This is a genomic window from Faecalibacterium sp. BCRC 81149 (assembly GCF_022750605.1).
In the GTDB taxonomy this organism is placed as follows: Bacteria; Bacillota; Clostridia; order Oscillospirales; family Ruminococcaceae; genus Faecalibacterium; species Faecalibacterium duncaniae.
Genome location: NZ_QXJA01000016.1, coordinates 1 through 25,916 on the forward strand (window position 1 = coordinate 1; position 25,916 = coordinate 25,916).

28 protein-coding genes are annotated in these 25,916 nt (G+C 47.1%); 23 read left to right on the plus strand and 5 right to left on the minus strand.

All coding sequences use genetic code 11. From position 1 onward, the window contains the following. Window positions 1-330, minus strand: a 330-nt coding sequence (locus D3F01_RS13655; RefSeq protein ID WP_242889270.1) for a helix-turn-helix domain-containing protein, incomplete at its 3' end; no start/stop codon positions are given. 176 nt (window positions 331-506) lie between these two features. On the opposite strand from D3F01_RS13655, the gene D3F01_RS13660 reads away from it, so the two are divergent. Then, window positions 507-1,244 carry a DUF975 family protein gene (locus D3F01_RS13660; RefSeq protein WP_242889272.1) on the plus strand — a complete coding sequence of 246 codons (738 nt, stop codon included), beginning with the start codon at window positions 507-509 and terminating at the stop codon, window positions 1,242-1,244. Between the two features lie 318 nt (window positions 1,245-1,562). On the opposite strand, the gene D3F01_RS13665 is transcribed toward D3F01_RS13660, so the two are convergent. The 3 genes from D3F01_RS13665 to D3F01_RS13675 form a co-directional block, all read right to left on the minus strand. Then, complete coding sequence (locus tag D3F01_RS13665) at window positions 1,563-1,769, minus strand: DUF6219 family protein (RefSeq protein WP_242889274.1); 207 nt, start codon at window positions 1,767-1,769, stop codon at window positions 1,563-1,565. Window positions 1,770-1,920: 151 nt separating this feature from the next. Further along, a complete protein-coding gene (locus D3F01_RS13670; RefSeq protein WP_242889276.1) occupies window positions 1,921-2,349 on the minus strand; it encodes an MmcQ/YjbR family DNA-binding protein in 429 nt (142 codons plus the stop codon). A 69-nt stretch (window positions 2,350-2,418) separates the two neighbouring features. Continuing rightward, window positions 2,419-3,342, minus strand: coding sequence for an AraC family transcriptional regulator (locus D3F01_RS13675; RefSeq protein WP_242889277.1), 924 nt, complete (start codon window positions 3,340-3,342; stop codon window positions 2,419-2,421). 147 nt (window positions 3,343-3,489) lie between these two features. Here D3F01_RS13675 and D3F01_RS13680 point away from each other — a divergent pair, with 147 nt between their 5' ends. The 9 genes from D3F01_RS13680 (at window position 3,490) to D3F01_RS13720 (ending at window position 13,286) form a co-directional block, all read left to right on the plus strand. Further along, window positions 3,490-5,241 (plus strand): ABC transporter ATP-binding protein, encoded by a 1,752-nt coding sequence (locus tag D3F01_RS13680; RefSeq protein WP_242889278.1) that lies wholly within the window; start codon window positions 3,490-3,492, stop codon window positions 5,239-5,241. Next, the gene (locus D3F01_RS13685) at window positions 5,241-6,962 is read left to right on the plus strand and encodes an ABC transporter ATP-binding protein (RefSeq protein WP_205334591.1); all 1,722 of its coding nucleotides are present in this window, start codon (window positions 5,241-5,243) and stop codon (window positions 6,960-6,962) included. Before D3F01_RS13680 ends, D3F01_RS13685 begins: the two co-directional genes overlap by 1 nt. A gap of 97 nt (window positions 6,963-7,059) precedes the next feature. Next, window positions 7,060-8,001, plus strand: a complete 942-nt coding sequence (locus tag D3F01_RS13690; protein WP_113621377.1) for an ABC transporter permease — start codon at window positions 7,060-7,062, stop codon at window positions 7,999-8,001. Further along, a complete protein-coding gene (locus D3F01_RS13695; RefSeq protein ID WP_242889279.1) occupies window positions 7,991-8,815 on the plus strand; it encodes an ABC transporter permease in 825 nt (274 codons plus the stop codon). Before D3F01_RS13690 ends, D3F01_RS13695 begins: the two co-directional genes overlap by 11 nt. Beyond that, complete coding sequence (locus D3F01_RS13700) at window positions 8,812-9,615, plus strand: ABC transporter ATP-binding protein (protein WP_112090693.1); 804 nt, start codon at window positions 8,812-8,814, stop codon at window positions 9,613-9,615. Before D3F01_RS13695 ends, D3F01_RS13700 begins: the two co-directional genes overlap by 4 nt. Beyond that, window positions 9,612-10,379 carry a dipeptide/oligopeptide/nickel ABC transporter ATP-binding protein gene (locus D3F01_RS13705; protein ID WP_242889280.1) on the plus strand — a complete coding sequence of 256 codons (768 nt, stop codon included), beginning with the start codon at window positions 9,612-9,614 and terminating at the stop codon, window positions 10,377-10,379. The genes D3F01_RS13700 and D3F01_RS13705 overlap by 4 nt, the downstream gene beginning before the upstream one ends. A 68-nt stretch (window positions 10,380-10,447) precedes the next feature. After that, window positions 10,448-12,094, plus strand: a complete 1,647-nt coding sequence (locus D3F01_RS13710; RefSeq protein ID WP_113621378.1) for an ABC transporter substrate-binding protein — start codon at window positions 10,448-10,450, stop codon at window positions 12,092-12,094. After that, window positions 12,094-12,480, plus strand: coding sequence for a metal-dependent transcriptional regulator (locus tag D3F01_RS13715; protein ID WP_242889281.1), 387 nt, complete (start codon window positions 12,094-12,096; stop codon window positions 12,478-12,480). Before D3F01_RS13710 ends, D3F01_RS13715 begins: the two co-directional genes overlap by 1 nt. Window positions 12,481-12,950: 470 nt before the next feature. Further along, window positions 12,951-13,286: a hypothetical protein gene (locus D3F01_RS13720; protein ID WP_242889282.1), complete on the plus strand. Its 336-nt coding sequence runs from the start codon at window positions 12,951-12,953 to the stop codon at window positions 13,284-13,286. A gap of 530 nt (window positions 13,287-13,816) precedes the next feature. Here D3F01_RS13720 and D3F01_RS13725 read toward each other — a convergent pair. Then, window positions 13,817-14,023 carry a DUF6219 family protein gene (locus D3F01_RS13725; RefSeq protein WP_015524569.1) on the minus strand — a complete coding sequence of 69 codons (207 nt, stop codon included), beginning with the start codon at window positions 14,021-14,023 and terminating at the stop codon, window positions 13,817-13,819. A gap of 179 nt (window positions 14,024-14,202) precedes the next feature. Between D3F01_RS13725 and D3F01_RS13730 the strand changes: the two genes are divergently transcribed. The 13 genes from D3F01_RS13730 (at window position 14,203) to D3F01_RS13790 (ending at window position 25,916) form a co-directional block, all read left to right on the plus strand. Continuing rightward, on the plus strand, window positions 14,203-14,520 hold the full coding sequence (locus D3F01_RS13730) for a helix-turn-helix transcriptional regulator (protein ID WP_215674074.1): 318 nt from the start codon (window positions 14,203-14,205) through the stop codon (window positions 14,518-14,520). Window positions 14,521-14,609: 89 nt separating this feature from the next. Next, window positions 14,610-14,813 (plus strand): hypothetical protein, encoded by a 204-nt coding sequence (locus D3F01_RS13735; protein ID WP_242889283.1) that lies wholly within the window; start codon window positions 14,610-14,612, stop codon window positions 14,811-14,813. A gap of 122 nt (window positions 14,814-14,935) precedes the next feature. After that, entirely contained in the window at window positions 14,936-15,145 is a 210-nt protein-coding gene (locus D3F01_RS13740) for a DUF6219 family protein (protein WP_215674070.1), read from the plus strand. Between the two features lie 3 nt (window positions 15,146-15,148). Next, complete coding sequence (gene bcp / locus D3F01_RS13745; RefSeq protein WP_215674068.1) at window positions 15,149-15,604, plus strand: thioredoxin-dependent thiol peroxidase; 456 nt, start codon at window positions 15,149-15,151, stop codon at window positions 15,602-15,604. Continuing rightward, the gene (gene yaaA / locus D3F01_RS13750; protein WP_242889285.1) at window positions 15,604-16,353 is read left to right on the plus strand and encodes a peroxide stress protein YaaA; all 750 of its coding nucleotides are present in this window, start codon (window positions 15,604-15,606) and stop codon (window positions 16,351-16,353) included. The genes bcp and yaaA overlap by 1 nt, the downstream gene beginning before the upstream one ends. Window positions 16,354-16,482: 129 nt before the next feature. Next, the gene (locus D3F01_RS13755; protein ID WP_215674064.1) at window positions 16,483-16,890 is read left to right on the plus strand and encodes a transcriptional repressor; all 408 of its coding nucleotides are present in this window, start codon (window positions 16,483-16,485) and stop codon (window positions 16,888-16,890) included. Window positions 16,891-16,906: 16 nt separating this feature from the next. After that, window positions 16,907-17,851, plus strand: a complete 945-nt coding sequence (locus tag D3F01_RS13760; protein ID WP_215674176.1) for an L-lactate dehydrogenase — start codon at window positions 16,907-16,909, stop codon at window positions 17,849-17,851. A 27-nt stretch (window positions 17,852-17,878) separates the two neighbouring features. Beyond that, entirely contained in the window at window positions 17,879-18,253 is a 375-nt protein-coding gene (locus D3F01_RS13765; RefSeq protein ID WP_242889287.1) for a desulfoferrodoxin family protein, read from the plus strand. A gap of 324 nt (window positions 18,254-18,577) precedes the next feature. After that, complete coding sequence (locus tag D3F01_RS13770; RefSeq protein WP_242889288.1) at window positions 18,578-19,009, plus strand: Rrf2 family transcriptional regulator; 432 nt, start codon at window positions 18,578-18,580, stop codon at window positions 19,007-19,009. Window positions 19,010-19,031: 22 nt separating this feature from the next. Beyond that, the gene (locus D3F01_RS13775) at window positions 19,032-20,945 is read left to right on the plus strand and encodes an acyl-CoA dehydrogenase family protein (RefSeq protein WP_015536759.1); all 1,914 of its coding nucleotides are present in this window, start codon (window positions 19,032-19,034) and stop codon (window positions 20,943-20,945) included. A gap of 23 nt (window positions 20,946-20,968) precedes the next feature. Then, window positions 20,969-22,180: an FprA family A-type flavoprotein gene (locus D3F01_RS13780; RefSeq protein ID WP_005946385.1), complete on the plus strand. Its 1,212-nt coding sequence runs from the start codon at window positions 20,969-20,971 to the stop codon at window positions 22,178-22,180. Window positions 22,181-22,345: 165 nt separating this feature from the next. Then, the gene (locus tag D3F01_RS13785; protein WP_242889289.1) at window positions 22,346-24,862 is read left to right on the plus strand and encodes a ribonucleoside-diphosphate reductase subunit alpha; all 2,517 of its coding nucleotides are present in this window, start codon (window positions 22,346-22,348) and stop codon (window positions 24,860-24,862) included. Between the two features lie 10 nt (window positions 24,863-24,872). Then, window positions 24,873-25,916 carry a ribonucleotide-diphosphate reductase subunit beta gene (locus D3F01_RS13790; protein WP_117530191.1) on the plus strand — a complete coding sequence of 348 codons (1,044 nt, stop codon included), beginning with the start codon at window positions 24,873-24,875 and terminating at the stop codon, window positions 25,914-25,916.

Consider the following 25,916-nt stretch of genomic DNA (forward strand, 5'->3'; position numbering starts at 1 on the left):
ATTTTCCAATGTAGGTGAAACCGATGCAGGAACGGGCTGCGGCAGCTCGAAAATCACATAGTCTGCACCACGCAGCCGCCCTTTCTCGTCCCGTTCTCTGGAACGCTGGATGTAGCCCGCCTGTTCCAGTTCCCGGATGGCCTGCCGTATCGCGTCGATGCTTTCCCGGTTGATACGGGCCAGCCCTTGCAGGGTGTAGTCCCAATCTTCCGGCAGGGAGAGCATTTGGGAGAGTAAGCCTTTGGCTTTCAGGGACAAGGCCCGGTTCCGCAGGTGGTGGTTTGACATGACCGTGTAGCCGCTGTTCTTTTCTACCCGAAAAACTGCCATTTCACGGATGCCTCCTTTCGTTGCAAACAAAAAAAGCAGCGTCCATTTGCTCCCGGTGATGGGAGAAGTGAACGCTGCGCGTACTTGATAATTTTTAGGTTGTGTGGTATATAAAAGGCAACTATATTTCAAACACGGCTGCCCATCGGGGTGCGATACAAGCAAGTTGCTATCCGATGACCTTGAAAACGAATTGTACTACGATAGTTTTTGAAAAGTTCTGTATCACTACTCGCACCAGTTCCAACAGTGTCGTTTCCAATTCCAATCAGGCAAAGGACATTCATTTTAACCTGTTCGCCCAGCCAAACGGCGGTCGGCTGCTTGCTGTTTTGCTTGTCGGCATTGGTCTGTGGGCAATCCTCCAACTGATCGTGGGCGGTGCAGTTCAACTGGGATATGCTCATTTTAATCTGAACCTTGTAGATGGAAATGATGCTGCCATCTCGGACTTGTTCTCTCAGAAAGACCGTCTGTGGGATGGCTTCTGCATGAAATTCCTGCAGGGTCTGTACATCGCCCTCTGGTCGCTGCTGTTGGTGATTCCGGGAATCGTGAAAACATACAGCTATGCGATGACACCTTACATCATGTCCGAACATCCTTCGCTGACCGCAAATGAAGCGATCACAGAATCCCGGCGGATCATGAATGGCAACAAATGGCGGCTGTTCTGTCTGGATTTCAGCTTCATTGGCTGGGAGTTGCTCTGTTCGTTGCCACTGTATGCCGGGGGTTTTCTGGTTCTCAAATATTTCACCGGTTCAGAGGCTATGGTGATTTCTCTTGTTCTTCTGCTGACAATTCCATTGAGCATTGGCTTCTTTTTTGTACGCCCCTATGAGGAAGCTGCATGGGCCACTTTCTACCGCGATATTACCGCAGCACCTACCGAACCGGATGAAGCATACTGACTTTTATACTATTTCGCAGATGTGACCGGATTTTCGAGGTGGTCTGCGTATGGATAAGAAACCTGACCGTTCCGAAATAATTACAATGAGCCTCTTGTATGCTTTAACGCTGGTGCTTACGGTATTAAAAGTGACGAGAACGTTTTCACTGCCTTGGTTGTGGGTACTGGGTCCACTTTGGCTTGGCACACGTCGGTACTGTGATTAGGGCTGCTTGCGCTGGGAGATCTCTCCCAGCGTTTTCTCTATGAAAGAAAGTTGCTGGAGAAAAAAATTCTCCAGCAACTTTGTCTTTGATGAATAAAGGAAATTTTTTGTTTAACGATTCTCACTATTATTTGATTTAGTGATTTTTTTCTTCTTTGGAGAAACCAGTTTGTGACCGGAATAAATGGACATACCCATACAAAGCAATGAAGAATAGGCAAAGTATTTATGCGCAGTCATAGATTTTTTGATTCCAGAATAAATGCATCCCAACATACAGAAAAGTGCGCCTAAGGACCAGTATTTATGTGATTTCATGATTTGATACCTCCTTTGATTTAACTGATTCAATTATAACGTTTTTTTACGAAAATGCAAGCATTACCGGGAACGCTTGTTCATCTTTTTCGGTGAGCCGGTATAGGTGAGCAGCCACTGCTTGCCTTTTCGGAGGCGTGCTTCCTTTCGCTCAGCCTTCGTCAATTTCTTTTTCTTTGCCATTTGCAAAATCTCCCGGATTTTTTCCTGATGACTTTAAGTTGCGCTTTTTCGGTGCTGTCAGCTCATAGCTCAAAGAAAGCAGATCTTTGATAGCATCATCCAGTTCCGGTTTGCCAAGCTGAATACTGAGCCATTTTTCCTTGTTCATGTGATAGGCCGGAAAATAGCCGTCCTGCCTGCGAAGAGAGCCGATCAGCAGCGGATCGCTTTTCACATTAAGGACATCAACGATGCCTGCCTTCGGCAGTCCCAACTTATCAGCTGATACTTCCAGAACTACACCATACCATTTATTATTGTCGTTGTGCCGCAGCACAGCATTCCAGTCATGCCAGGGGTATTCCGGCTCTGTGCCGTACTGTTGGCGTATCCATGTAAATAATTCTTGTCGTGTCATCTCTTAAGTTAATTTTTTACGATAAAATCTTGTACGCTTAGATAAAATTAGTATAATACTTTTATTCTCTTATTCTCTGTATTTTGAAGGGGTAAATCCATAATACCTTTTGAATATTTCAATCAATCTACTGGGGTTGGAGTATCCAACAATTCTTGAAATTTCCGCAATGGTGAGGTCGGTCTGAATAAGCATGTGCTCGGCTACAGAGATCCTTTTCCTCTGAATGTATTCGGTAATGGACATATTATAAACTGACTTAAATAGCTTTTTCATCTTGCTTTCACTCATACATGCAATGGTGGAAAGCGTCTGTAATGTAATATTAAAACTGTAATGTTCATCCATGTAATGCGTTAGTTCATCTAATGCCTGTAAATCTGTTTCGTTGATGGATCGGGCATTCTCTTCATTTAGTCTGTTTTCTTTCAAATAAGAAGCAAGAATCGAGATGATTTCATATATTTTTGCTTCTACTGTAATTCTGGACGCTTTCATGGAAAGCAGATACTCATATAGGCTTTGCATAGCACGATTGACATTTGGTAAATAAAATTTCCCTTTTTCTTTGAAGAAATCAGAAAAGTTCACTTCAAGATCACCGGAAATTTCCTGGAGATACTGATCAATAAATTCCTGGTCAAACTGCACAGTAATACATCTTAATGGAATCTGAGGATGATAAATAGCTTTGTACTTTTCAGATGGTTCATAACAGCGCAATGTATTCGGAGAAACATTTTGATACGGATAAAATTCATCTCCTGCGCCACTAATATAGAGAGCAAGTACATATCCAGGCCCAATATGTTCTCCAACCACGGTTTCCTGATTAAATCGTATGTCTGTCACTGTAATGACGAAATCGTGGTGAACCTCATTCGTCCATTGAAATCCGATTCCATATTTCTGATTGATCTTATAATATGTTCCGTACTCTATTGGATTCTTTATCGATTCAACAAAGAAATCCTCTCGTTTAACTTCTATCATTGGCCCCTCCAAAGATACCTCGGTTAGATTTGTTAGTACCTTGTTCAGACTTTATATCTGTTTTGCCCTTTACAGTTATCCGCAACTAATTATAATAAAAGAGCAGATGTCTGTCAAACCGTTTTTTAGCAAAAAGGAGGCTCGGATTTGAAGTCAATTCGTTGTTTATATAAAAAACTGTTGCAATATGTCCCGGATAAAAGAATTTGGGCATATTCTTCTATGGCATTGTCTGCCGCTGCCGTCTGCTCATATATGGGAGCTTATTGGTTTCTCTGGCAATGCATTGTGTCCATTCTGGTTATCCCCGCATATGAGAAGGCTATGTATGATGCAATTATCGTAGTCGCACTTATGATTTTACGAGGCATCCTCAACATTGCATCGGCAACGTGTTCCCACTATTTAGGCTTCCGGCTTGAAACAAACTTAAGAAAAAATGGGCTTCATAAATTATTGGATGCCTCTTCTTCCTTTTTTGACCACAACAGTTCTGGAGAGATTCGAAAAGTTATTGATGATAACGCAGCAGAAACACACAAAACAGTGGCCCATTTGATTCCAGACAACATCACTGCTGTTATGACGCCGGTATTAATGTTTGTGCTGATGTTTGCAATTGATTACCGCCTTGGTATTCTCTTGATCCTTATAACTGTAATTGGTGTTCTTCAGTATCGTAAAATGTCCGGTGGTACTGAATTTCTGTCTGGCTATTCAGCGGCGCTTCAAAAGATGAGTGCGGCAACAGTAGAATATGTCAGAGGAATGCAGATCATAAAAATCTTCGGTGTAACTGTACAGTATTACAAAACTCTGATTAACTCGATCAAAGAGTACAAACAGTACGTCTATCAGTATAGCCTCAGCTGTAAGAATCCCTACGTTGGATTCCAGGTTCTGTTCAACGTGTTTTATGCTTTTGCTGTACCAGCCGCAGTTGTATTCATCAGCTATGGAGAACCTGCTATGCTAATCCTGGCAAAGATTGTTTTCTTTGCAGTATTCTCCGGAGCTGTATTTACTTCTTTCACATCGATCATGTTTACGGGGCAGGATAACTTTGGCGCACAAAATACGCTGAATCAGCTTGATGAGCTGACTACTTCTATGGATCAGGCAAAGCTTCCACATGGAAACGAAGAGACCTTCCAAGATTTCAATGTTGAATTTCGTCATGTTGACTTTAAGTATGATGACAACTTCGTGCTGAAGGATTTCAGCCTGACACTTCATCAGAATAAAACTTATGCGCTCATCGGGTCTTCCGGGGGAGGAAAATCTACCATTGCAAAGCTGATTTCAGGTTTTTATCCTGTCGATGGCGGCGAAATTCTGATTGGTGGAAAGAACATTCAGAGTTATTCTGAAAAAGCTCTCATTCAGAACATCGCATTTGTTTTCCAGCGCAGTCAATTACTAAAGACCTCAATTTACGAAAATGTCCGAATCGGAAATCCTCAGGCAACACGGCAGCAGATTATGGATGCACTTGACGCAGCGAACTGCACATCCATCCTTGACAAATTCCCCCAGCGGGAGATGACCGTCATAGGGGCAAAGGGCGTATACCTTTCCGGTGGTGAGGTGCAAAGGATCGCCATTGCAAGGGCTATTCTAAAGAATGCGAATATCGTCATTATGGATGAGGCTTCTGCAGCTGCAGATCCGGAAAATGAATACGAGTTGCAGCAGGCTTTCCAAAAACTGATGAGGGGCAAAACAGTTATCATGATTGCACACAGGCTGTCCTCTATTCAGAATGTAGACCAGATCCTGTTTGTCCAGAATGGAAAAGTTGTGGAACAGGGAACCCACAATGAACTGATGGCCTGCAATGGACGTTATAAGGATTTTCAGGATGTATACTGCAAGGCAAATCAGTGGAGGTTGGCATGATAAAGACATATCTAAAAAGAGCCTTCCAGCTGAGTGATTCGGGTGTGAAGGGCCTTGCAAAATCAATCTGGTCATTCTTTCTCTATTATGTTTCTTTTGTACCGCCGATGATCTGTGTTTTTCTGTTTGCAGACAGGCTGTTGAATGGAAATGCCGGGAAACCGGTGGTATATCTCCTGTTTATGCTGGCAGCGACCCTGGTGATGTACTTAGTTATTAACTATAACTATAAAACGACCTATGATGAAACCTACCAGGAATCTGCAAATTTAAGAATTGATCTGGCGGAACAGCTTTCCAAACTGCCCCTATCCTATTTTTCAAAGCACAATTTGTCTGACCTTGCTCAAACAATCATGGCAGATGTGGCTTCGATTGAGCATGCTTTTGCGAACGCAGTGGCTAATTCCATAGGGTTTGCAATTTACTTTTTGGTTATCAGCGTAGCCCTTCTGATCATGAATTGGAAATTAGGTCTCTGTGTATTGCTTCCCGTTCTTACTTCTGCTTCGGTTCTTTTCTTGACAAAGAAACTGCAGGTCAGAGATGTAAATAAACATTATGATAAGTTGAGAGATATTTCCGAAAGCTTTCAGAATGCAATCGAACTGAATCAGGAAATTAAAAGCTATGGGTTGAAAGAAAAAGTAGAAGCTCAAATGGACCAGCAGTTGGATGAGTCAGAAAATCTTCAATGGAAAGCTCAGATCACCCAGACGATTCCTGTTACAATCGGCCAGACTTTATCTATTCTTCCTATTGGAATCACGGCGACTGTTGGCCTTTCAATGCTCGCCTCCGGTCAGGTAAGTATCCTGATTCTTCTGGGCTATATTATTATGGCGGCGAAACTCAGCGGGGCCATGGGTGGTGTTTTGCTCTATCTGACGGAAATCTTTTATTTGGACGCAAGAATTGCCCGGATTGGTGAAATCAAGAATCATGAACTTCAGGGTGGAGAAAAGGCAGTCCTTTCAGATTTCAATGTAGAAATAAAGGATGTTTGTTTTTCCTACCAGAAAGACACCCAGGTGATTCGCCATGCATCCTTTACGGCGGAGCAAGGACAGGTAACCGCATTGGTCGGTCCCAGCGGCTGCGGAAAAACAACAATGCTTAAGCTCATCAGCAGACTATATGATGCAGATTCCGGTACCGTTCAGATCGGAGGAACCGACATACGAGAAATTCACACTGATAGCTTGTTCAAGTATGTTTCCATTGTTTTTCAGGAAGTCATTCTATTTAATACTTCTATTATGGAAAATATTCGCCTTGGGCGGCTGGATGCTTCTGACGAAGAAGTAATACGAGCTGCAAAACTGGCTGGTTGCAATGAGTTTGTCAGCCGTCTGCCAGACACCTACCAGACAATAATCGGGGAAAATGGAGCCAAACTCTCCGGCGGAGAACGTCAGCGGCTGTCCATTGCCAGAGCAATCCTGAAGGATGCTCCAATTATCATTCTGGATGAGATTGCTGCATCGTTAGATGTGGAAACAGAAGTCCAGATACAGACTGGATTAAATCATTTGATTCAAGGCAAGACCGTGATTGTTATTTCACACAGACTGAAGTCTATTGAAAATGCAGATAAGATCGTCGTTATGAAAGCAGGTACGGTAGAAGCCTGCGGAAAACATGCTCATCTGCTGAAACAGTCGCCCACATATAGAAAGATGATTGAAAAGTCCAATCTGGCAGAGAAATTTAACTACTAAGCAGGTTACCCTTCAGATGCAGACCGCACTGTAGGGTAACATAAAGGCATTTGATTAACTATGTCTAACTGATTTCTGATGTGAGGAGGTGCATTATTTGAAGAAATATATTGGAAAAAGGATCATTAACTTCCTCATTGTGCTGGTAGGCGTCAGCATTCTAAGTTTTTTGTTGATTGCTTGGTCCGGAAAAGATCCTGCAGAAATTATTGCACACCGAGGCGTATCCAATCCTACGCCGGAACAGATTGAGATGATTCGGGTGGAAATGGGATTGGATCAACCTCTCCCTGTGCGATATATTCAGTGGCTTTCCGGAATGTTTACAGGAGAACTTGGGACTTCTTTGACCACTCATCAACCGATTGTAAAGGATCTGCACAAGTATCTGGCTACGACCACATCTCTTGTAGGGATGGCCATTCTATGGATTATCGTACTCACCGTTCCGATTAGTTTGCTCTGTGCCAGAAAGCGGAACCGCCTTTTCGATCAGGTTACCAGAGGCATTACTATCTGCGGTATTTGTATGCCAACTTTCTGGCTGGGATTCCTTCTTCTACTGTTCTTTGCGATTCATCTGAAATGGTTCAGTGTCTTACCAAGTCCAGGTTGGAGGGGCTTTTTACTACCTTCATTTGCCCTGGCGGTCCCCAGTTCGTGTTCACTCATCCGAATTATGCGTTCCTCTCTTCTGGCTGAATTATCTTCTGATTATGTTCGGTTTGCAAAAGCCCGTGGACTATCTGCCAACAGAATCCTGGTATGCCACATTCTGCGAAATGCCTTACCGCCTGTTGTTACAATTTTCTTTCAGCAATTCGGCTTTCTAATTGCCGGAGGGGCGGTAATCGAAAGTGTTTTTTCAATCAAGGGAATCGGAACTTATCTGGTGGACAGTGTGATTGCAGCAGATACGATTGCAGTTTCTACCTGTATAGTCGTCATTGCAGCAATTTTTGTCGTCGCAAATTTCATGGCAGACATAATCAACCGTCTGCTTTGTCCATGGATGGTGAGGGAAGAAAATGATACATAAGCTACTCAAAAGGCCGCAGGCAATTATCGGTCTGTGCCTGATTGCTATTGTGATTGTGATTGCGATTGCAGCACCTGCTTTTTCGCCTCACGACCCTGAATTGGTGAATTTATCGCAAAAGTATGCTCAGCCTGACGCAGAATACCCTCTTGGAACAGATCAATTGGGCAGGTGTACCTTATCAAGGCTGCTGTATGGAGCCAGATATTCCATCGGAATCAGTTTACCTGTGCTGCTGATTTTGTCTGTGATTGGTCTGATTGTCGGTACTTTTAGCGCCTGTGCTGGAGAAAAAGCAGACCATTTCATTACTATACTCTGTGATGTGTTTATTGCTTTTCCTTCTCTTATCATTGCTATTGCTGTTATAGGCGTTCTGGGGAACGGACTCCAAAACATTGCCGTTTCTGTTGTGATAGCGACCTGGGCTTGGTTTGTTCGTGTTGTCAGATCTTATTCCGTTCAAGAAATGGGTAAAGATTATATCTTGGCAGCCCGGATTTCTGGGTGCAATACAGGAAAGCTGGTCTTCAGACATCTGATTCCTAACATTCTGCCACAGTTTCTTGTGTATGTTTCCACTGGTGTCGCTTCTTCCATCATTATGGTTTCCAGCTTTGCTTTCCTCGGACTTGGCCTTCCCTCCGGCACACCGGAATGGGGTGCCATGTTAAATGATGCCAGGACAGCGCTTTACTCTCATCCGGAATTGCTAATCTATCCAGGCTTGTGCATCTTCGTAACGGCAGCAGGCTTCAATTTATTTGGAGAAGCACTCCGTGATATTCTGACGCCGGAGGAGGACAGCCTATGATGCCATCACTTATAATTGATCATTTAAGCATTAATCTTCGGCCAGGCACGGATAACTTGGTTTCTGAAATATCCTTTGCAATCAAAGAAGGAGAGTCTTTGATCTTGTTAGGCCAGTCAGGCAGCGGCAAAACAATGACCTGTAGTGCGGTGCTAAACTTATTGGACCCTAAAAAATTTAAGGTGTCGGGTTCCGTTTTCTTCGGCGAGACTGATCTTTTGAATTCGTCAGAAAAGCAGAGACGAGGAATATACGGAAACCAGATTGTCTATATCCCGCAAAATCCAATGACTGCATTGGACCCTTCTATGCGTATTGGCAGACAGATGGATGAAACGCTACGGCTTCATTCCGACAAATCCCGCCAGCAACGTTACAACTATATTCTGCGGCTTCTGCATGATGTAGGCTTAGATGATCCTGACAGGGTATACAGAGCATACCCCCATATGCTTTCCGGAGGAATGCTTCAGCGTGTCATTATCGCAATGGCTATGATGCTTGATGCAAAATTCGTGCTTGCCGATGAGCCAACAACTGCTTTGGATGTGATTCACAGAAATGGAATCATAGATTTATTTTCGCAGATGAAAGCAAATGGTGTTGGGATTCTTATGGTAACTCATGATTTCGCAACAGCTCTTCAATTAGGTGGAAACATATTGGTGATGAAGGAAGGAAAAATTATAGAATCCGGTGAAGTTCAATCTGTCTTCGATCATACCACAGAACCTTATACAAGGTCGCTGATTGAAGCTTACTCCCTTTCCTATGCTTTCACGAAAGGGGCGGAATCATGATTAAAGTCAACAACCTATCAAAAGAATTTCACGAACAAGGCGCAAGCAACGAGCTTCTGGCCGTTGATCATGTAGATTTTACTATTCAGAATGGTTCATTTTGCGCTTTGGTAGGAGAAAGCGGATCTGGTAAAAGCACTTTGGCTCAGCTCATGTGCGGTCTTCTGGTTCCATCTTCTGGAGAGGTACTGTTTGAAGGAAAAAACATTTCCCTCTGCCGGGGCAAGCAAAAGCAGGTACTGCAATCTAAAATACAGCTGATTCTTCAGGATGGCAAGGGAGCAATGGACCCTCGCTTTACGGTATATCAAATCATTGCAGAGCCAATTCGCAATTTCAGAAAACTCAGCAAAAAGGAAGAAGAACGGGAAATCAATGATCTTCTTACCATGATGGAGCTTCCCGAAGAGATCAAGCTGCGAAAAGCTCATGAGCTATCCGGTGGACAACAAAAACGTGTATGTATTGCAAGAGCGTTAGCGGCTCAACCGGATGTGTTGATTTTTGATGAAGCAGTCAGTGGGCTGGATGTCCTGGTTCGTAAACATATTCTTGATTTGCTGAAGCGACTCCATCAGGAGCGAAAAATGACTTGCTTTTTCATTACCCATGACCTGGACGTTGCGCTATATCTTGCAGACCGTGTAATGGTGATGCGCTGCGGTAAGATTATCGAAGACCGTACATTTCACGGTTCGACAGACTGCTTTACACATCCGTATACCAAGCTTCTGCTGCATTCTATTGCTCCATATTTGGGTTAAACCATTCAATAAATACGTATACCCTGCTGAAAAGCATGATATAACAATAAATAAAGGAGATTTTGTACATGAAACTGAAAAAACTTTTAGCTTTCGGACTCGCACTTGTGATGTGCCTTGCTATGGCAGCTTGCGGCGCGAACCCTGACGAGAAACCGGAGGAATCCACCTCTCAGACCGATGCAGAGCCGGTCTCAATCACTGTCACCGAGAATTGGGACTTTTCTGTAGGCTTCTATCCTGTCATCACGCCTATGGTATCCAGCACTTACGGTGCCGGATTCTGGAGTCGTAATTTTTACAACACTCTGGTAAGCTACGATGATAACGGGAAGATTCAGGGCGAGTTGGCTGAAACCTGGGAAATCAGTGATGACGGCAAGACTTACACCTTCCATCTGCGTGATGGTGTCAAATTTTCTGACGGTACTCCTCTGACTTCCGAGGCAGTAAAGATGACCCTTGAAGCAGTAGTAACCAATCTGGGGCCCCAGAATGGTGCCTTCGGTAAGCTCACTACTTTGTTTGACAAGCTGGAAACCCCGGATGAAAAAACCTTTGTAATGACTTTGAAGACCCCTTATTACGCTGCTCTTGACAATCTGACCATGGCGCTGCCTTTTGGTATTGTGAATCCCGCAGCCTTTGAAGGCGGCGTAGAAAAGGCTTACGAGAATTGCGTGAGTGCAACTATGGGTACTGGTCCCTATATGTTTGACCGGGTCGAGGAAGATACCTATACCTTTATCCGCAATCCCTACTACTGGGGCGAAGCTCCTGAAGTGGACGAGTTCAAGGTCAAAGTGATTCCTGATAATGCTGCAAAAATTCTTGCTCTGCGCAACGGCGAAATCGATGCAATTCTCGGCTCCAGCAGACTTAGCGCAGAAGGCTACACGGAAATTTCCCAGGATGCCGCTTTCGGTCACGCCATGGATGACAGCACCAACCAAACTCGTTATCTGGGTATGAACCTGAATAAGGCTCCCTTTAATGATCCTCTTGTAAGGGAAGCAATATCCTACGCTGTTAATCAGCAGGAGTTGGAAACCTCTGTTTTCGATGGCCTGGAGACTGCTGCCGAAACCCTCTTTACGAATGAAAAGCCCAACTGCGGTGTGGAGGTTAAGACCTATCCTACCGACATGGAAAAGGCAAAGCAGCTCATGAAGGAAGCCGGCTATGAGGATACCAATGATGACGGTATCCTGGAGAAGGACGGAACTTCTCTCGCCATTCATTTCAACTATTCTCAGAGCCTTGCAAGTGTTGACAATGCAGTTCTTTCTATTGCAGCTTCTCTTAAAGAACTCGGCTTCGATGTTACTATTGATGCAGTAGACATGAACACCTGGTATGGAGCCTTGATGGCTGGCGAATATGATCTGACCTTCTACAATACTGCTGGCGGTTCCTTTGACCCTGCAACAGATATGAGCAATATGGCTCCTGGCGCTATGGGTGATCCGATCCTCTGCCAGTTCTCTGCTTTCTTTGAGAATCCTGAAATTTTCGCAGAATTGGACTCCACTTCTGATTCTCAGCGTGTGCAGGAAATCTATGGAATGATTCTGAATGGTATTGCAGATCAGAATCTTCTGGTGCCTGTAACCGGCACTCACGATCTGGCTCTGTGGAATACTGATAAGATAACTGGCTATGACTTCTACACAGATGCCAGCTACGTAGACATTGCATCTGTTCATGTGAAATAATGTCCAGCAGTGTGGCTGAGGCGGCTGCAAAAGAAAGACTTCATTCTTCCGGAGAAGACTATCTAAAAGCCATATTTATTCTTGAAGCGCAACATGGTTCAGTTCGTTCAGTAGAGGTTGCTGAGTACATGAATGTATCTAAAGCGAGCGTTAGTCATGCAGTTGCTCTATTAAAAAAGAACGGATTTCTCAAAATGAATCAGGACTATGACTTTGTTCTCACAGATTCTGGAAGAGCAATCGCAAGCTGCATCTATGAAAAACATTGCTATTTTAAGGATATCAGCTGTAAAGAGATTGCCATGCAGGCATTAAAGACTGCGTGTACATTCTACGGAGGCGACTGGGCAGGAACCCTGGAAGTAGATCTGGACTTTGATGTGTGAGCTCCCGTCTGGTGGTATAATCCAGGAATTCAATACAGGACCAACCAACTCATTCTGGAATGTGAGATCGTTACTATGGCTTTCCTTATTATAATATGTACCGGGCGGCAATAGCCGCCCGCCGCCTGAAGCTGCTTTGACGGCACAGCAAAACGCGATATAACAGCATAGATCGAGAGGGCCGCTCCCCAAACCGGGGAACGGCCCTCTCGTTGTTTTGGTATTATTTCAGCTCCGGGTGGCCCAGCACGTCGTACAGATCAGCGCCGCATTTTGCCTCAAAGTAGCCCTTGAGTTGTAATCTCCATGATCATTACCATTGAAGGAATACATTTGCAACGACTTTCGGACATACCGAATAAGATTTGCGTTGGCAGTTGAAAACGGCTCAGGTTACCTATTGCAATTCTGACTATTTGGAAATATACTTATAAGTATCAAATCATTTCACCGTATAGGAGGACATTATCATGGCAAGACCCAAGGGAAGCAAGAACAAGACCCGTACCGTAAAAGCTGCCGTTGATTATGCAGCCGTCGTTGCAGAAAAGACTGCTGAAAAGGAAAAAATCGAATCTGAGGTTGCCTCGCTGACTGCAAATCTCGATAATCTGAAAACGCAGCTGAAAGTCAAGAAAGCAGAATTGAAAGCCGCCACCAAGGAACTTACCAAAGCCGAAAATAAAAAAGCTGCCGCCGAAGCAAAGGCAGCAGAAGAAGCAAAGAAAGGCGAAGCAGAAGATGTGCTGAAGAAGCTGCTGGCCAGCGGTATGACGACTGAGGAAATCCTTGCCAAACTCCAGTAATGCAATATGGGTGCAAGTAAACATATCTGCCCAAACTGCGGGCGCAAGATGAAACAGCAGTTCATTGGGCTGTTCCATTGCAAGTGTGGGACAAGCTGGAAACGTGACATAGGGTTCTTTGAACGCACTCCAGATATGGTTTTTGCACTTGAGCACAAAAAGGTTGGCTGCAAGATAAAGCAACTGCCTGTAATACGGTACAAGTAAGAGAATGTCCACCGGCTTGAAGCTGGTGGGCATTTTTGCTGTTGTTGGGTAGCTTGAGCGAGCGACAACCACCAGCCAAGCTGGTGGAGTAAAAATGCTTTAGCTACAAGATTCGAGCAAAGCGAGATGACAAGCAAATCATCGTTTTGGAAGATGCACTTTATGACACTGCTCGTTAGAGCGGTAGGGCAAGTAACGCAGGTGAAAGATGTTTGCTCGTGGTCCCTTGCAGGGGCTTTGCCAGTAAGGTGCCCTTCTAGGGCTTACTCAAGCCACCGGCTCAGCCGGTGGTTTTGACTTGATGAATAAAGGTCAATTTTTGTTCAATTATTTTCACTATTGTTTGATTCAGTGATTTTTTTCTTCTTTGGAGAAACCAGTTTGTGACCGGAATAAATAGACATGCCCATACAAAGCAATGATGAATAGGCAAAGTATTTATGTGCAGTCATAGATTTTCTGATTCCAGAATAAATGCATCCCAACATACAGAAAAGTGCGCCTAGGGACCAGTATTTATGAGATTTCATGATTTGATACCTCCTTTGATTTAACTGCTTCAAGCATAACACTTTTTTACGAATATGTAAAGAAAATCTTGAAATGTAGTTCTGTAGAATTAGAACTTGGCTTTGTGATTCTGTATATTTAAGATATCCACAAGTATATTAAATCCAGAACAATTATTCGTTCTGGAGGAGGTGTTACGATGGATTTGAAAGCAGTAGGACAGCGAATCAAATCAGCACGAGAAGCAAAAAATCTCACGCAAGAGGAACTGGCTGCATTAGTAAATTTAAGTCCGACGCATGTGAGTGTAATAGAGAGAGGATTGAAAGTTACAAAATTGGATACATTTGTTGCAATTGCAAATGCATTAGATGTTTCTGCAGATACTCTTTTGATTGATGTTGTGGCACACTCAATTACAGGTGTTACCAATGAGATGACAGATAAAATAGAAAAACTTCCGATCAAAGAGCAGAAAAAAATTATCAAGATAATTCATACATTATTGGAAGAGTAATATGACAAACTGGGAAGAGCAAGTACAAGGATAATTCTTTTCATTCGACAAAATTTTTCACAGACAGGGGATATGCGACGAGCCTTGATATGAACATCTATTTATGGAAAGAGGATATTGAAGACGGGGAATCGGTAATGACAGCCGAATATAGACCTGTAGAATACGGAAAGGACTATGATGTTGTCAATAATCCTGATAAATTTCAACTATATATAGGTGAAAAGAGATTAAATAGTAATTTCCTGAAGGTGAGCTTTTGGTTAGATTTTCAAAGAAAAATTATAGGATAACAATACATAGTTTTAACCATGATATTCTGAAAAATTTATAGGAATGCGCTATTATCAAATTGACATAGGAATGAGGTAGCGTATAATTAGAATTGAATATACTGAAAAAATGGAGGAATTACATGAAAGCACATAAATATTGGTCAGTAGGAGCTTTAATCACAATGATTGGAACTTTTTATACAGGATATAAAGGGTTAAAAGCAGCACACAAATACTTTGCATTTGGCTCTCTGATATGCATGATGATGGCAGTCTATTCTGGCCATAAAATGATTTCTGGTAATAAAAGAACAAGAAAACAGGTGAAAAATACAAAAGCGGAGGAATAGTAAATGTTAGAGTTAGGAATAAAAGCACCGGATTTTGAATTGCTGGATCAGAACGGAGAAGTGCATAAATTAAGCGATTATGCAGGAAAAAAAGTGATCTTATATTTTTATCCAAAGGATAATACACCAGGATGTACGAAGCAGGCATGTGGCTTTTCTGAGCGTTATCCACAGTTTACTGAGAAGGGAGCTGTTATTCTCGGAGTAAGCAAGGACTCTGTAGCGTCTCACAAGAGATTTGAAGAAAAATACGGACTGGCATTTACGCTATTAGCAGATCCGGAGCGTAAAGTTATTGAAGCATATGATGTCTGGAAAGAAAAGAAAAATTATGGCAAAGTCTCTATGGGAGTAGTAAGAACCACATATCTTATTGATGAACAGGGGATTATTATAAAGGCAAATGATAAAGTCAAGGCTGCAGATGATCCTGAAAATATGCTCAAGGAATTAGATTAATGAAGATTATATTATCGCCTGCAAAGAAGATGATTACAGATACTGACAGCATAGCACCGGTTACTTTACCGGAGTTTATTGATAAGACAACAGAGATATTAAACTGGTTGAAAGATAGGTCAAAAGAGGAACTGAAAGCTATCTGGAAATGTAATGACAAAATTCTGGAACAGAACTTCAATAGACTGGAAAATATGAACCTTTATCAGATGCTCACTCCGGCTGTTTTATCATATGAAGGAATTGCTTTTCAATATATGGCACCATCTGTGTTTGAAGATATGCAGTTTGAGTATGTGCAAAATCATTTGAGAATACTGTCTGCATTTTATGGGGTTCTGAAACCAATGGATGGTGTGACACCTTATCGTTTAGAAATGCAGGCAAAGGTCGGAATTGGAGATGCAAAAAATCTGTATGAGTACTGGGGAGACTTGTTATACCGCTCAGTAATCGATGACAGCAGGATTATCATTAATCTGGCATCAAAAGAATACTCAAAATGTATAGAAAAGTATCTGATACCGCAGGATAGATATATTACGGTTACATTTTGTGAGTTATCCGGAGATAAACTGGTAACAAAAGGTACATGTGCCAAGATGGCTCGTGGTGAAATGGTCAGATTCATGGCAGAAAATAATATTGAGAATCCAGTGGAGATTCAGAAATTTGACAGACTTGGCTATTTTTTCCGGTCTGATTTGTCATCAGCTACAGAATATGTTTTTGAACGAAAAATAGAATAATTTCTTAAATGAAAGATGCTCGGTAAGGGTATTTATTATAATAATAGGAATTATTACTATTTTCTCTTGACATTGAACTTGAAACAATGTATAATCCTTATTAGGAATAAATCCTAATAAGGAGGGCGGATGATAAATAGAAGAAATACCATTCAAAAAGATCTGGTAAGAAATGCTGTATATGAGATGAAAAGGCATGTTACAGCAAATGAAGTGTATGAATTTATAAAAGAAGCATATCCTACAATCGGAAAAGGCACTGTATATAGAAATCTTGATATATTGGTAGAGGAGGGTTCGTTAAGGAAAGTCGAAGTTCCGGATGGACCAAATAGGTTTGATTTTACATTGAAAAATCATTACCATGTCAGGTGCGTAAAGTGCGGTGCGGTTTCAGATGTGGATATGGATGAAATACCGGATTTACTGGAAAGAATTCATAACACTCATGGAATTGAATTTTTGGATTATGATATTTCGTTTAAAGGAATTTGCCTGAAATGCAGTGAGAAGGTGAAGAAGGAAAAATATGGATAGGAAAGCAATGTATAAAATGATTAATTCAAAAAAAGCAGTAATGATAGGCTGTGGCTTTGTTGGTTCTGCATCGGTATTTGCTCTGATGCAGAGTGGCTTGTTTACAGAGATTGTCCTTATCGATGCAGATAAGAACAAGGCAGAAGGAGAAGCGATGGATATCAGTCATGGTATTCCATTTGCGAGTCCGATGAAAATATATGCCGGAGATTATGATGATGTGGCTGATGCTGCAATAGTTATCATATCTGCCGGAGCTGGACAGAAGCCGGGAGAGACAAGGCTTGATCTCGTAAATAAAAATGTATCAATATTTAAGTCAATCATTCCTGAAATAGCAAAGAGAAATTTTGCAGGTATCATGCTTGTAGTTGCGAATCCGGTAGATATCCTGACTCAGGTAGCCATAAAGTTATCAGGACTTCCGGAAAACAGGGTTATCGGATCTGGTACTGTGTTAGATAGTGCCAGATTAAGATATAAGCTTGGTGAGCATTTATCTGTGGACAGCAGGAGTGTTCATGCATTCATAGTAGGTGAGCATGGAGACAGCGAAGTTGTAGCATGGTCATCAGCCAATGTATCTGGTGTTCCATTAAGTGAAATGTGTGAAATGCGTGGACATTACAAGCACAAGGAAAACACGGCAGAAATAGCTACAGCAGTCAAGAACAGTGCTTATGAAATTATAAATAAAAAGCACGCTACATATTATGGAATTGCAATGTCTGTAAAAAGAATATGCGAAGTGATTATGAGAGATGAAAAATCAATACTTCCTGTATCACACATGATTCATGGAGTATATGATATTGACGGAGTAGCGTTAAGTATGCCAGCTATTGTAGGTGCAGATGGCATTGAGTCTGATATACCTATTAATTTAAGTGGCGAGGAAGCGTTAAAGCTTAAGGAATCCGCAGATTCATTGAAAAAGATAATGGAGACAATTGAATTATAAATTTTACACATGGAAGGAGAAAAAGGCATGGAAGTAAGGTATTATATTTGTAAGCATTGCGGCAACATCATCGCCAAGGTCAAAGACACAGGTGTGCCCATCGTCTGCTGCGGCGAGCCGATGAGCGAGATCATCCCCGGCACGACCGACGCGGCGGTTGAAAAGCACGTCCCCGTCTGGACGGTGGAAAACGGCGTCGTCCATGTGAAGGTCGGCTCCGTGGAGCATCCTATGCTGCCGGAGCACTATATCGAGTGGATCTCCCTCCACACCAAACAGGGTAATCAGCGCAAGGAGCTGCACCCCGGCGAGAAGCCCGAGGTCTGCTTCGCTCTCTGCGAGGGGGACGAAGTCGAAGCGGTCTACGCCTACTGCAACCTCCACAGTCTGTGGAAAGCGTGATTCATCTTTCAAAAATCCGGTGCTCAAAAAGCACCGGATTTTTTATCAATGTAACCTCGTCACAGAAAAAGACTTTGTCCTGCGGTATGATAAAGCCACAATCAATAAACAAGAAAGAGGTGGCGAACATGAAAATCAAGCTCAATCCCGATCAGGAGATTGTCAATATGAAAAGGAACATGGCTTTTCGCTGAATGGAAAGCGAAGCTGACCCGGGCTGGGGCTGTCTGCATGAAAGCGATATTTTTTTTGCAATTATCTTGACAAAATTTATCAAGATTGATATGATGGTATTAACAAGCAAGCAAAAAGAGGATGTGGAGCATGATCATCACCAAAGAGACGGACTACGCGCTGCGCATTTTGCGGGTGCTGATGGACGGGGAGAAGCATTCGGTGGCCGAGATGTCGGAAACGGAATTGATCCCCAATCAGTTTGCCTACCAGATTCTGCGCAAGCTCTCCGCCGGCAATTTGGTGCGGGTGAGCCGCGGCGCTCTCGGCGGCTGCGAGCTGTCCTGCGATCTGGACGCGACCTCCCTCTACGATCTCATGGGGGTCGTGGGGGAGCGGGGCATCCTGTGCGCCTGCATGGAGCCGGGATATGAATGCCGCTGGCAGGACAAGCATGGGCGGTGCGCCATCCACTGTCAGCTGGCGGCCTTGCAGCAAAAGCAGGACGAGGCGTTCCGTGCCGTGAGCCTGCGCAGGCTGCTGACCGGCGGGTCCGATCCCCAAGATACAAGCAAGCTGTAAAATTTTAAAAGGAGGTACCCCTATGCTGTTTCAAACCACGTCGGCGCACGAAGAGCTGCGCGCGAAGATCCGGAGTTTTGCGGAGGAGGAGATCAAGCCCCTCGCATTTTTAATGGATCAGAACAACGAGTTTCCCGATGAGGCTGTCAAGAAGCTGGGTAAGCTGGGCTGGATGGGCATTCCCTACCCCAAGGAGTACGGCGGTGCCGGTCTTGATGCTCTGAGCTACGCCATCGCGGTGGAGGAGCTGGCCCGTGTGGACGGCGGCACGGGCGTAATCCTCTCCGCCCACGTCTCCCTCGGCTCATGGCCCATTTTCGCCTATGGCACCGAGGAGCAGAAGAAGAAATATCTGGTTCCGCTGGCCAAGGGCGAGAAGATCGGCGCCTTCGGCCTTACGGAGACCAACGCTGGATCCGACGCCGGCGGCACGGAGACCACGGCGCTGGATAAGGGGGACTACTACCTCCTCAACGGCGGCAAGATCTTCATTACCAACGCCCCTAAGGCGGACACCTATGTGGTTTTCGCCGTCACCACGCCGGACATCGGCACCCGGGGCATCTCCGCTTTCATCGTGGAGAAGGGCTGGAAGGGCTTTGAGTTCGGCGACCACTATGACAAGATGGGTATTCGCTCCTCCTCCACGGCGGAGCTGATCTTCAACAACGTGAAGGTTCCAAAGGAAAACCTATTGGGCAAGGAGGGCGAGGGCTTCAAGATTGCCATGTCCACGCTGGACGGCGGACGCATCGGCATCGCCGCGCAGGCGCTGGGCATCGCCCAGGGCGCGTTTGAGCACGCGTTGAGCTATTCCAAGGAGCGCGTACAGTTCGGCAAGCCCATCGCGGCCCAGCAGAGCATCGCCTTCAAGCTGGCGGATATGGCAACCAAGCTGCGCTGCGCCCGGTTCCTCATCTACTCCGCGGCGGAGCTGAAGGAGCAGCACGCGCCTTACGGCATGGAGTCCGCCATGGCGAAGATGTACGCCTCGGACATCGCGCTGGAGGTCACCAACGATGCCTTGCAGATCCACGGTGGCAGCGGCTACCTCAAGGGCATGGAGGTGGAACGGGCCTACCGCGACGCCAAGATCACCACCCTCTACGAGGGCACTAACGAGATCCAACGGGTGGTCATCGCCTCTCATCTGTTGGGCAGGCTGGGCAAGAGCTCCGGCGGCGAGAGCCGTTCGGCGGCCAAGAAACCCGCGCCCATCACCGGCATTCGCAAAAAGACCATCTTCCGGGAGGGGGATGCTGCCCAGCAGGTGGCCGACCTTGTGGCGGCGCTGAAGAAGGATGGTCACGACTTCTCCGTGGGCATCCCTATGGATACGCCCATCCCGCAGGCGGAGCGGGTGGTCTCCGCGGGCAAGGGCATCGGGGAGAAAAAGAACATGAAACTGGTAGAGTCGCTGGCCAAGGCCGCCGGCGCGGCCATCGGTTCTTCCCGCCCTGTGGCGGAGACTCTCAAATATCTGCCGCTGAACCGCTATGTGGGTATGTCCGGTCAGAAGTTCACCGGCAATCTGTACATCGCCTGCGGCATCTCCGGCGCATCCCAGCACCTTAAGGGCATCAAGGACGCCTCCACCATCGTGGCCATCAATAAGAACGGTAACGCGCCTATCTTCAAGAACTGCGACTACGGCATCGTGGGCGATGTGGAGGAGATCCTGCCCCTGCTCACTGCCGCGCTGGATAGCGGCGAAAAGCTGCCCGCGCCGCCCATGGTAAAGATGAAGCGGCCCACGCCGCCGAAGCCCGCCCCCATTGGCGACCGCTACGTCTGCAGCGGCTGCGGCTACGAGTATGTGCCGGAGTTGGGCGACGAGGACGGCGAGATCGCGCCCGGTACGCTCTTTGAGCAGCTTCCCGCCGAGTGGGTGTGTCCCGAGTGCGCGGAGACGAAGGATCAATTTGTAAAGGCTTGAGGCCGTGAAGGAGGCAAGATAAGATGTATTGCGTGCGTAAAGTAACGAACGACCTCTACTGGGTGGGCGCCAACGACCATCGCCTGGCCCTGTTTGAAAACTGCTTTCCCATTCCCCGGGGCGTAAGCTACAACGCCTACTGCCTGCTGGATGAAAAGACGGTGCTCTTTGACACGGTGGACTGGTCTGCCTGCCGCCAGCTTTTGGAAAATCTGGCGTATGTGCTGGATGGCCGCGAGCTGGACTATCTGCTGGTCAACCATCTGGAGCCGGATCACGCCGCCTGCATCGAGGAGATCCTGCTGCGTCATCCCAAGGTGAAACTGATCTCCAACGAGAAGGCATTCATGCTCATGCGGCAGTTCGGCTTCCATGTGGACGGACATGAGTGCATCGAGGTGAAGGAGGGCGACACCTTCTCCTTCGGCAAGCACACCGTCACCTTTGTGGGCGCGCCTATGGTTCACTGGCCGGAGGCTATGGTGACCCTCGACGTCACCGACGGCGTCCTCTTTTCCGCCGACGCCTTCGGCACCTTCGGCGCGCTGGACGGCAAGCTGTTCGCCGACGAGGTGGACTTCGAGCGGGACTGGCTGGACGACGCCCGCCGCTACCTTACCAACATCGTGGGCAAGTACGGCCCCCACATCCAGCTCCTGCTGAAAAAGGCCGGCGGCGTTTTGGATCAGATCAAGTACATCTGCCCGCTCCACGGCCCCGTGTGGCGCAAGGATCTGGGCTGGTTCATCGAAAAGTACGACACATGGAGCCGCTATGCCCCTGAGACCCAGGGCGTGCTCATCGTCTACGCCTCTATGTACGGCAACACGGAGAACGCGGCGCAGGCGCTGGCGACGTCGCTCTGCGATAAGGGCATGAGCAAGGTGGCGATGTACGATGTGTCCTCCACTCATGTCTCCCAGCTGATCTCCGAGGCGTTTAAGTACAGTCACATTGTCCTGGCCTCTGTGACCTACAACCTCGGCATCTACCCTGCCATGCATGACTTCCTCATGGATATGAAGGCACTGAATCTGCAAAACCGCACCTTTGCCATCATTGAAAACGGCTCATGGGCGGTGAAGTCCGGTGACCTCATGCAGAAATTCGTCAACAATGAGCTTAAGAACATGACGGTGCTCAACGAGCGGCTCAGCCTCGCCTCGTCCATGGGCACGGACAAGCGCACTGAGCTGGAAGCACTGGCGGACGCCATTCTGGAATCTATGAAGTAACTGGCAGGAAAGCCAAAACCAAGACAACAGACAACAAACAGCCCCGCCGCGTCGGCAGCAGAAAAACCGGCTTTCAAAAACAGAGCGGGCAAGCGTGATACTGCGCTTGCCCGCTCTTTGCCCAAAAGGACATGAGAAGTGACCGGAGAAGATGAGAGGATCGAAATGGAGATCAGAAAACGAAACGGGGAGTCTGTTCCCTTTCAACAGGAGAAAATCTTCAACGCCATGAAAAAGGCGTTTGACGGACAGGGCAAGGAGATCGGGAGCAGAGAGATGGATGAGATCCTCGCCACCGTTCTCAACAATCTCTCCGTCACAGTGCCGCTCACCGTAGAACGTGTGCAGGACGAGGTGGAGCGAACGCTCATGGAGCGCGGACACTATGAGGTGGCCAAGGCGTACATCCTCTACCGCGAAAAGCGGTCTGCGCTGCGCCGTGTCCGGCATATCATCGCGCGGACGGTGGGGGATGACTCGCTTGACGAGGTGCTGCGCCGCATCCAGACGGATTTTACCGAGGAAGTCTACTCCCTCGCGGCGCTTCAAATGAAGTTTGAGAGTTTCTGTCGTCTGGGCATGACGGAGGATGAGCGGGCTGAGGCACTGACCAAGGCGGCGGTAGAGCTGACTACGGCAGAGGCACCCAAGTGGGAGTTCATCGCGGCGCGGCTTCTGAACCACTCCTTTCGCTGTCGCAACGCACAGGAATGGGAGGGGCGCGGCGTCGGCGACCTCTATGGCAGGCTTCGCTATCTGACGGATAAGGGACTCTACGGTGACTATATCCTTGCCCACTATACCCACGAGGAGATTGCCATGGCGGAGGACTTTCTCTGCCCGGAACGGGACGAGCTATTCACCTACTCCGGCCTTGACCTGCTGCTCAAACGCTATGTGATCCAGTCACGCAGCCGCGTGCCGCTGGAAACACCGCAGGAGATGTTTTTGGGTATCGCGCTGCATCTTGCTATGAACGAAGGCTCTGACCGCATGGGGTGGGTAAAACGCTTTTACGATATGCTCAGCCGTATGGAGGTCACGATGGCGACACCTACCATGTCCAACGCACGAAAGCCCTACCATCAGCTTTCAAGCTGCTTTGTGGACACTGTGCCGGACAGTCTGGACGGCATCTACCGCTCGCTGGACAACTTCGCAAAGGTCTCTAAATTCGGCGGTGGAATGGGGATGTACTTCGGTAAGGTGCGCGCTGCAGGCAGCACCATCCGCGGCTTTCAAGGGGCGGCGGGCGGTGTTATCCGCTGGATTCGGCTGGTCAATGACACCGCCGTGGCGGTGGATCAGTTGGGGATGCGGCAGGGCGCTGTGGCGGTTTACTTAGACGCATGGCACCGGGATCTGCCGGAATTCCTTCAACTACGCACCAACAACGGCGACGACCGCATGAAGGCACATGATGTGTTTCCCGCCGTGTGCTATCCGGATCTCTTCTGGCGACTGGCGGAGGAGAACATAGACGCGCCGTGGCATCTCATGTGTCCGCATGAAATCCTCACGGTCAAGGGCTACGCACTGGAGGATTACTGGGGTACAGAATGGGAGAAGCGGTATCTGGACTGCGTCAATGACCCGCGCATCGAAAAGCGCAGCGTCACCGTCAAGGACATCGTGCGGCTGGTGCTTCGCTCGGCAGTGGAGACCGGCACACCCTTCGCTTTCAATCGCGACAGTGTAAATCATATGAACCCAAACGGCCACACGGGAATGATCTATTGCTCCAATCTCTGTACGGAGATCGCGCAGAACATGGCACCCATCGAGCACATCAGCACTGAGGTGCACACGGAGAACGGCGACACAATAGTGGTGACGGCCACACGCCCAGGTGAGTTTGTGGTCTGCAATCTGGCGAGTCTGTCTCTCGGTAATCTGCCGGTGGAGGACGAGGCCTATATGGAACGCACGGTGGAAACGGCCATCCGCGCACTGGATAATGTGATCGACCTCAACTTCTACCCGTTGGAATACGCGCGGCTTACCAATCAGAAGTACCGCAGCATCGGCTTGGGCGTCAGCGGCTACCACCACATGCTGGCAAAGCGCGGCATCCACTGGGAGAGCGATGAGCACCTTGCCTTCACCGACGCAGTGTTCGAGCTCATCAACTACGCCGCCGTCAAGGCGGACACAGCACTGGCACGGGAAAAGGGTCGTTACGCGCTCTTTGAGGGCAGCGACTGGCAGACGGGCGCGTATTTTGAAAAGCGGGGTTATACCTCCGAAAAGTGGCGGGCGCTTGCGAAAACGGTGGCGGTGCAGGGAATGCGCAACGCCTATCTGCTGGCGGTCGCACCGACCTCCAGCACATCTATCCTCTCCGGCACGTCGGCGGGCATAGATCCAATTATGAAGAAATTCTTTTTAGAGGAAAAAAAGGGCAGCATGCTGCCCCGCGTTGCTCCGGAGCTTTCTATGGACACATGGTGGTACTATAAGGCAGCGCATCTGATCGACCAAAGCTGGTCGGTACGCGCCGCGGGCCTTCGCCAGAGACATATTGACCAGGCGCAGAGCATGAATCTCTATATCACCAACGACTATTCCATGCGTCAGGTGCTCAGACTGTATTTGGAGGCGTGGAGGGCCGGCGTCAAGACCATTTACTATGTCCGCAGCAAGGCCCTTGAGGTCGAGACCTGCGAAAGCTGCTCGTCATAAGGAGGATAGCATGACGGAACTGAAGAAAAAGCCCCTCTTTAACCCGGAGGGCGACCCTGATGTGCGCCTGCGGCGCATGATCGGCGGCAATACCACCAACCTCAATGACTTCAACAATATGAAGTACGCTTGGGTCAGCGACTGGTACCGGCAGGCCATGAACAACTTTTGGATTCCTGAGGAGATCAATCTCTCGCAGGATGTGAAGGACTATCCCCGCCTGCTGTCAGCCGAGCGCAGCGCCTACGATAAAATTCTGAGTTTTCTTGTCTTTTTGGATTCCATTCAGACAGCGAACCTGCCTAATATCGGCGCCTACATTACCGCCAACGAGGTCAATCTCTGCCTGTCCATTCAGGCGTTTCAGGAGTGTGTCCACTCACAGAGCTACAGCTATATGCTCGACACCATCTGTTCCCCCGTGGAGCGCAATGACATCCTCTACCAATGGAAAACGGACGAGCATCTGCTGCGCCGCAACACCTTCATTGGGGACTGCTACAACGCGTTTCAGGAGCGGAAGGACGCTCCCACGCTGCTGCGCGTGATGATGGCAAACTATATTTTGGAGGGCATCTATTTTTACAGCGGCTTTATGTTCTTCTACAATCTCTCCCGAAACGGGAAGATGCCCGGCTCGGCGCAGGAGATTCGCTACATAAACCGCGATGAGAACACGCACTTGTGGCTGTTCCGCAATATCATCACGGAGCTGCAAAAGGAGCAGCCGGAGTTGTTCACCGCCGAGAGCGTACAAGCGCTGCGCGAGATGATGCGTGAGGGCGTGGAACAGGAGATCGCATGGGGGCATTATGTGATCGGCGACGACATCCCGGGGCTGAACCGGCAGATGATCAGCGATTACATCCGCTATCTCGGCAACCTCCGCTGGACGAGCCTTGGCTATCCCGCATTGTATCCAGGCTTTGAGAGCGAACCGGAGAGCATGGAATGGGTCAGCCAGTACGCCGACGCCAACATGGTCAAGACCGATTTCTTTGAGGCACGCAGTACCGCCTACGCCAAGAGCACCGCACTGATAGACGATTTATAA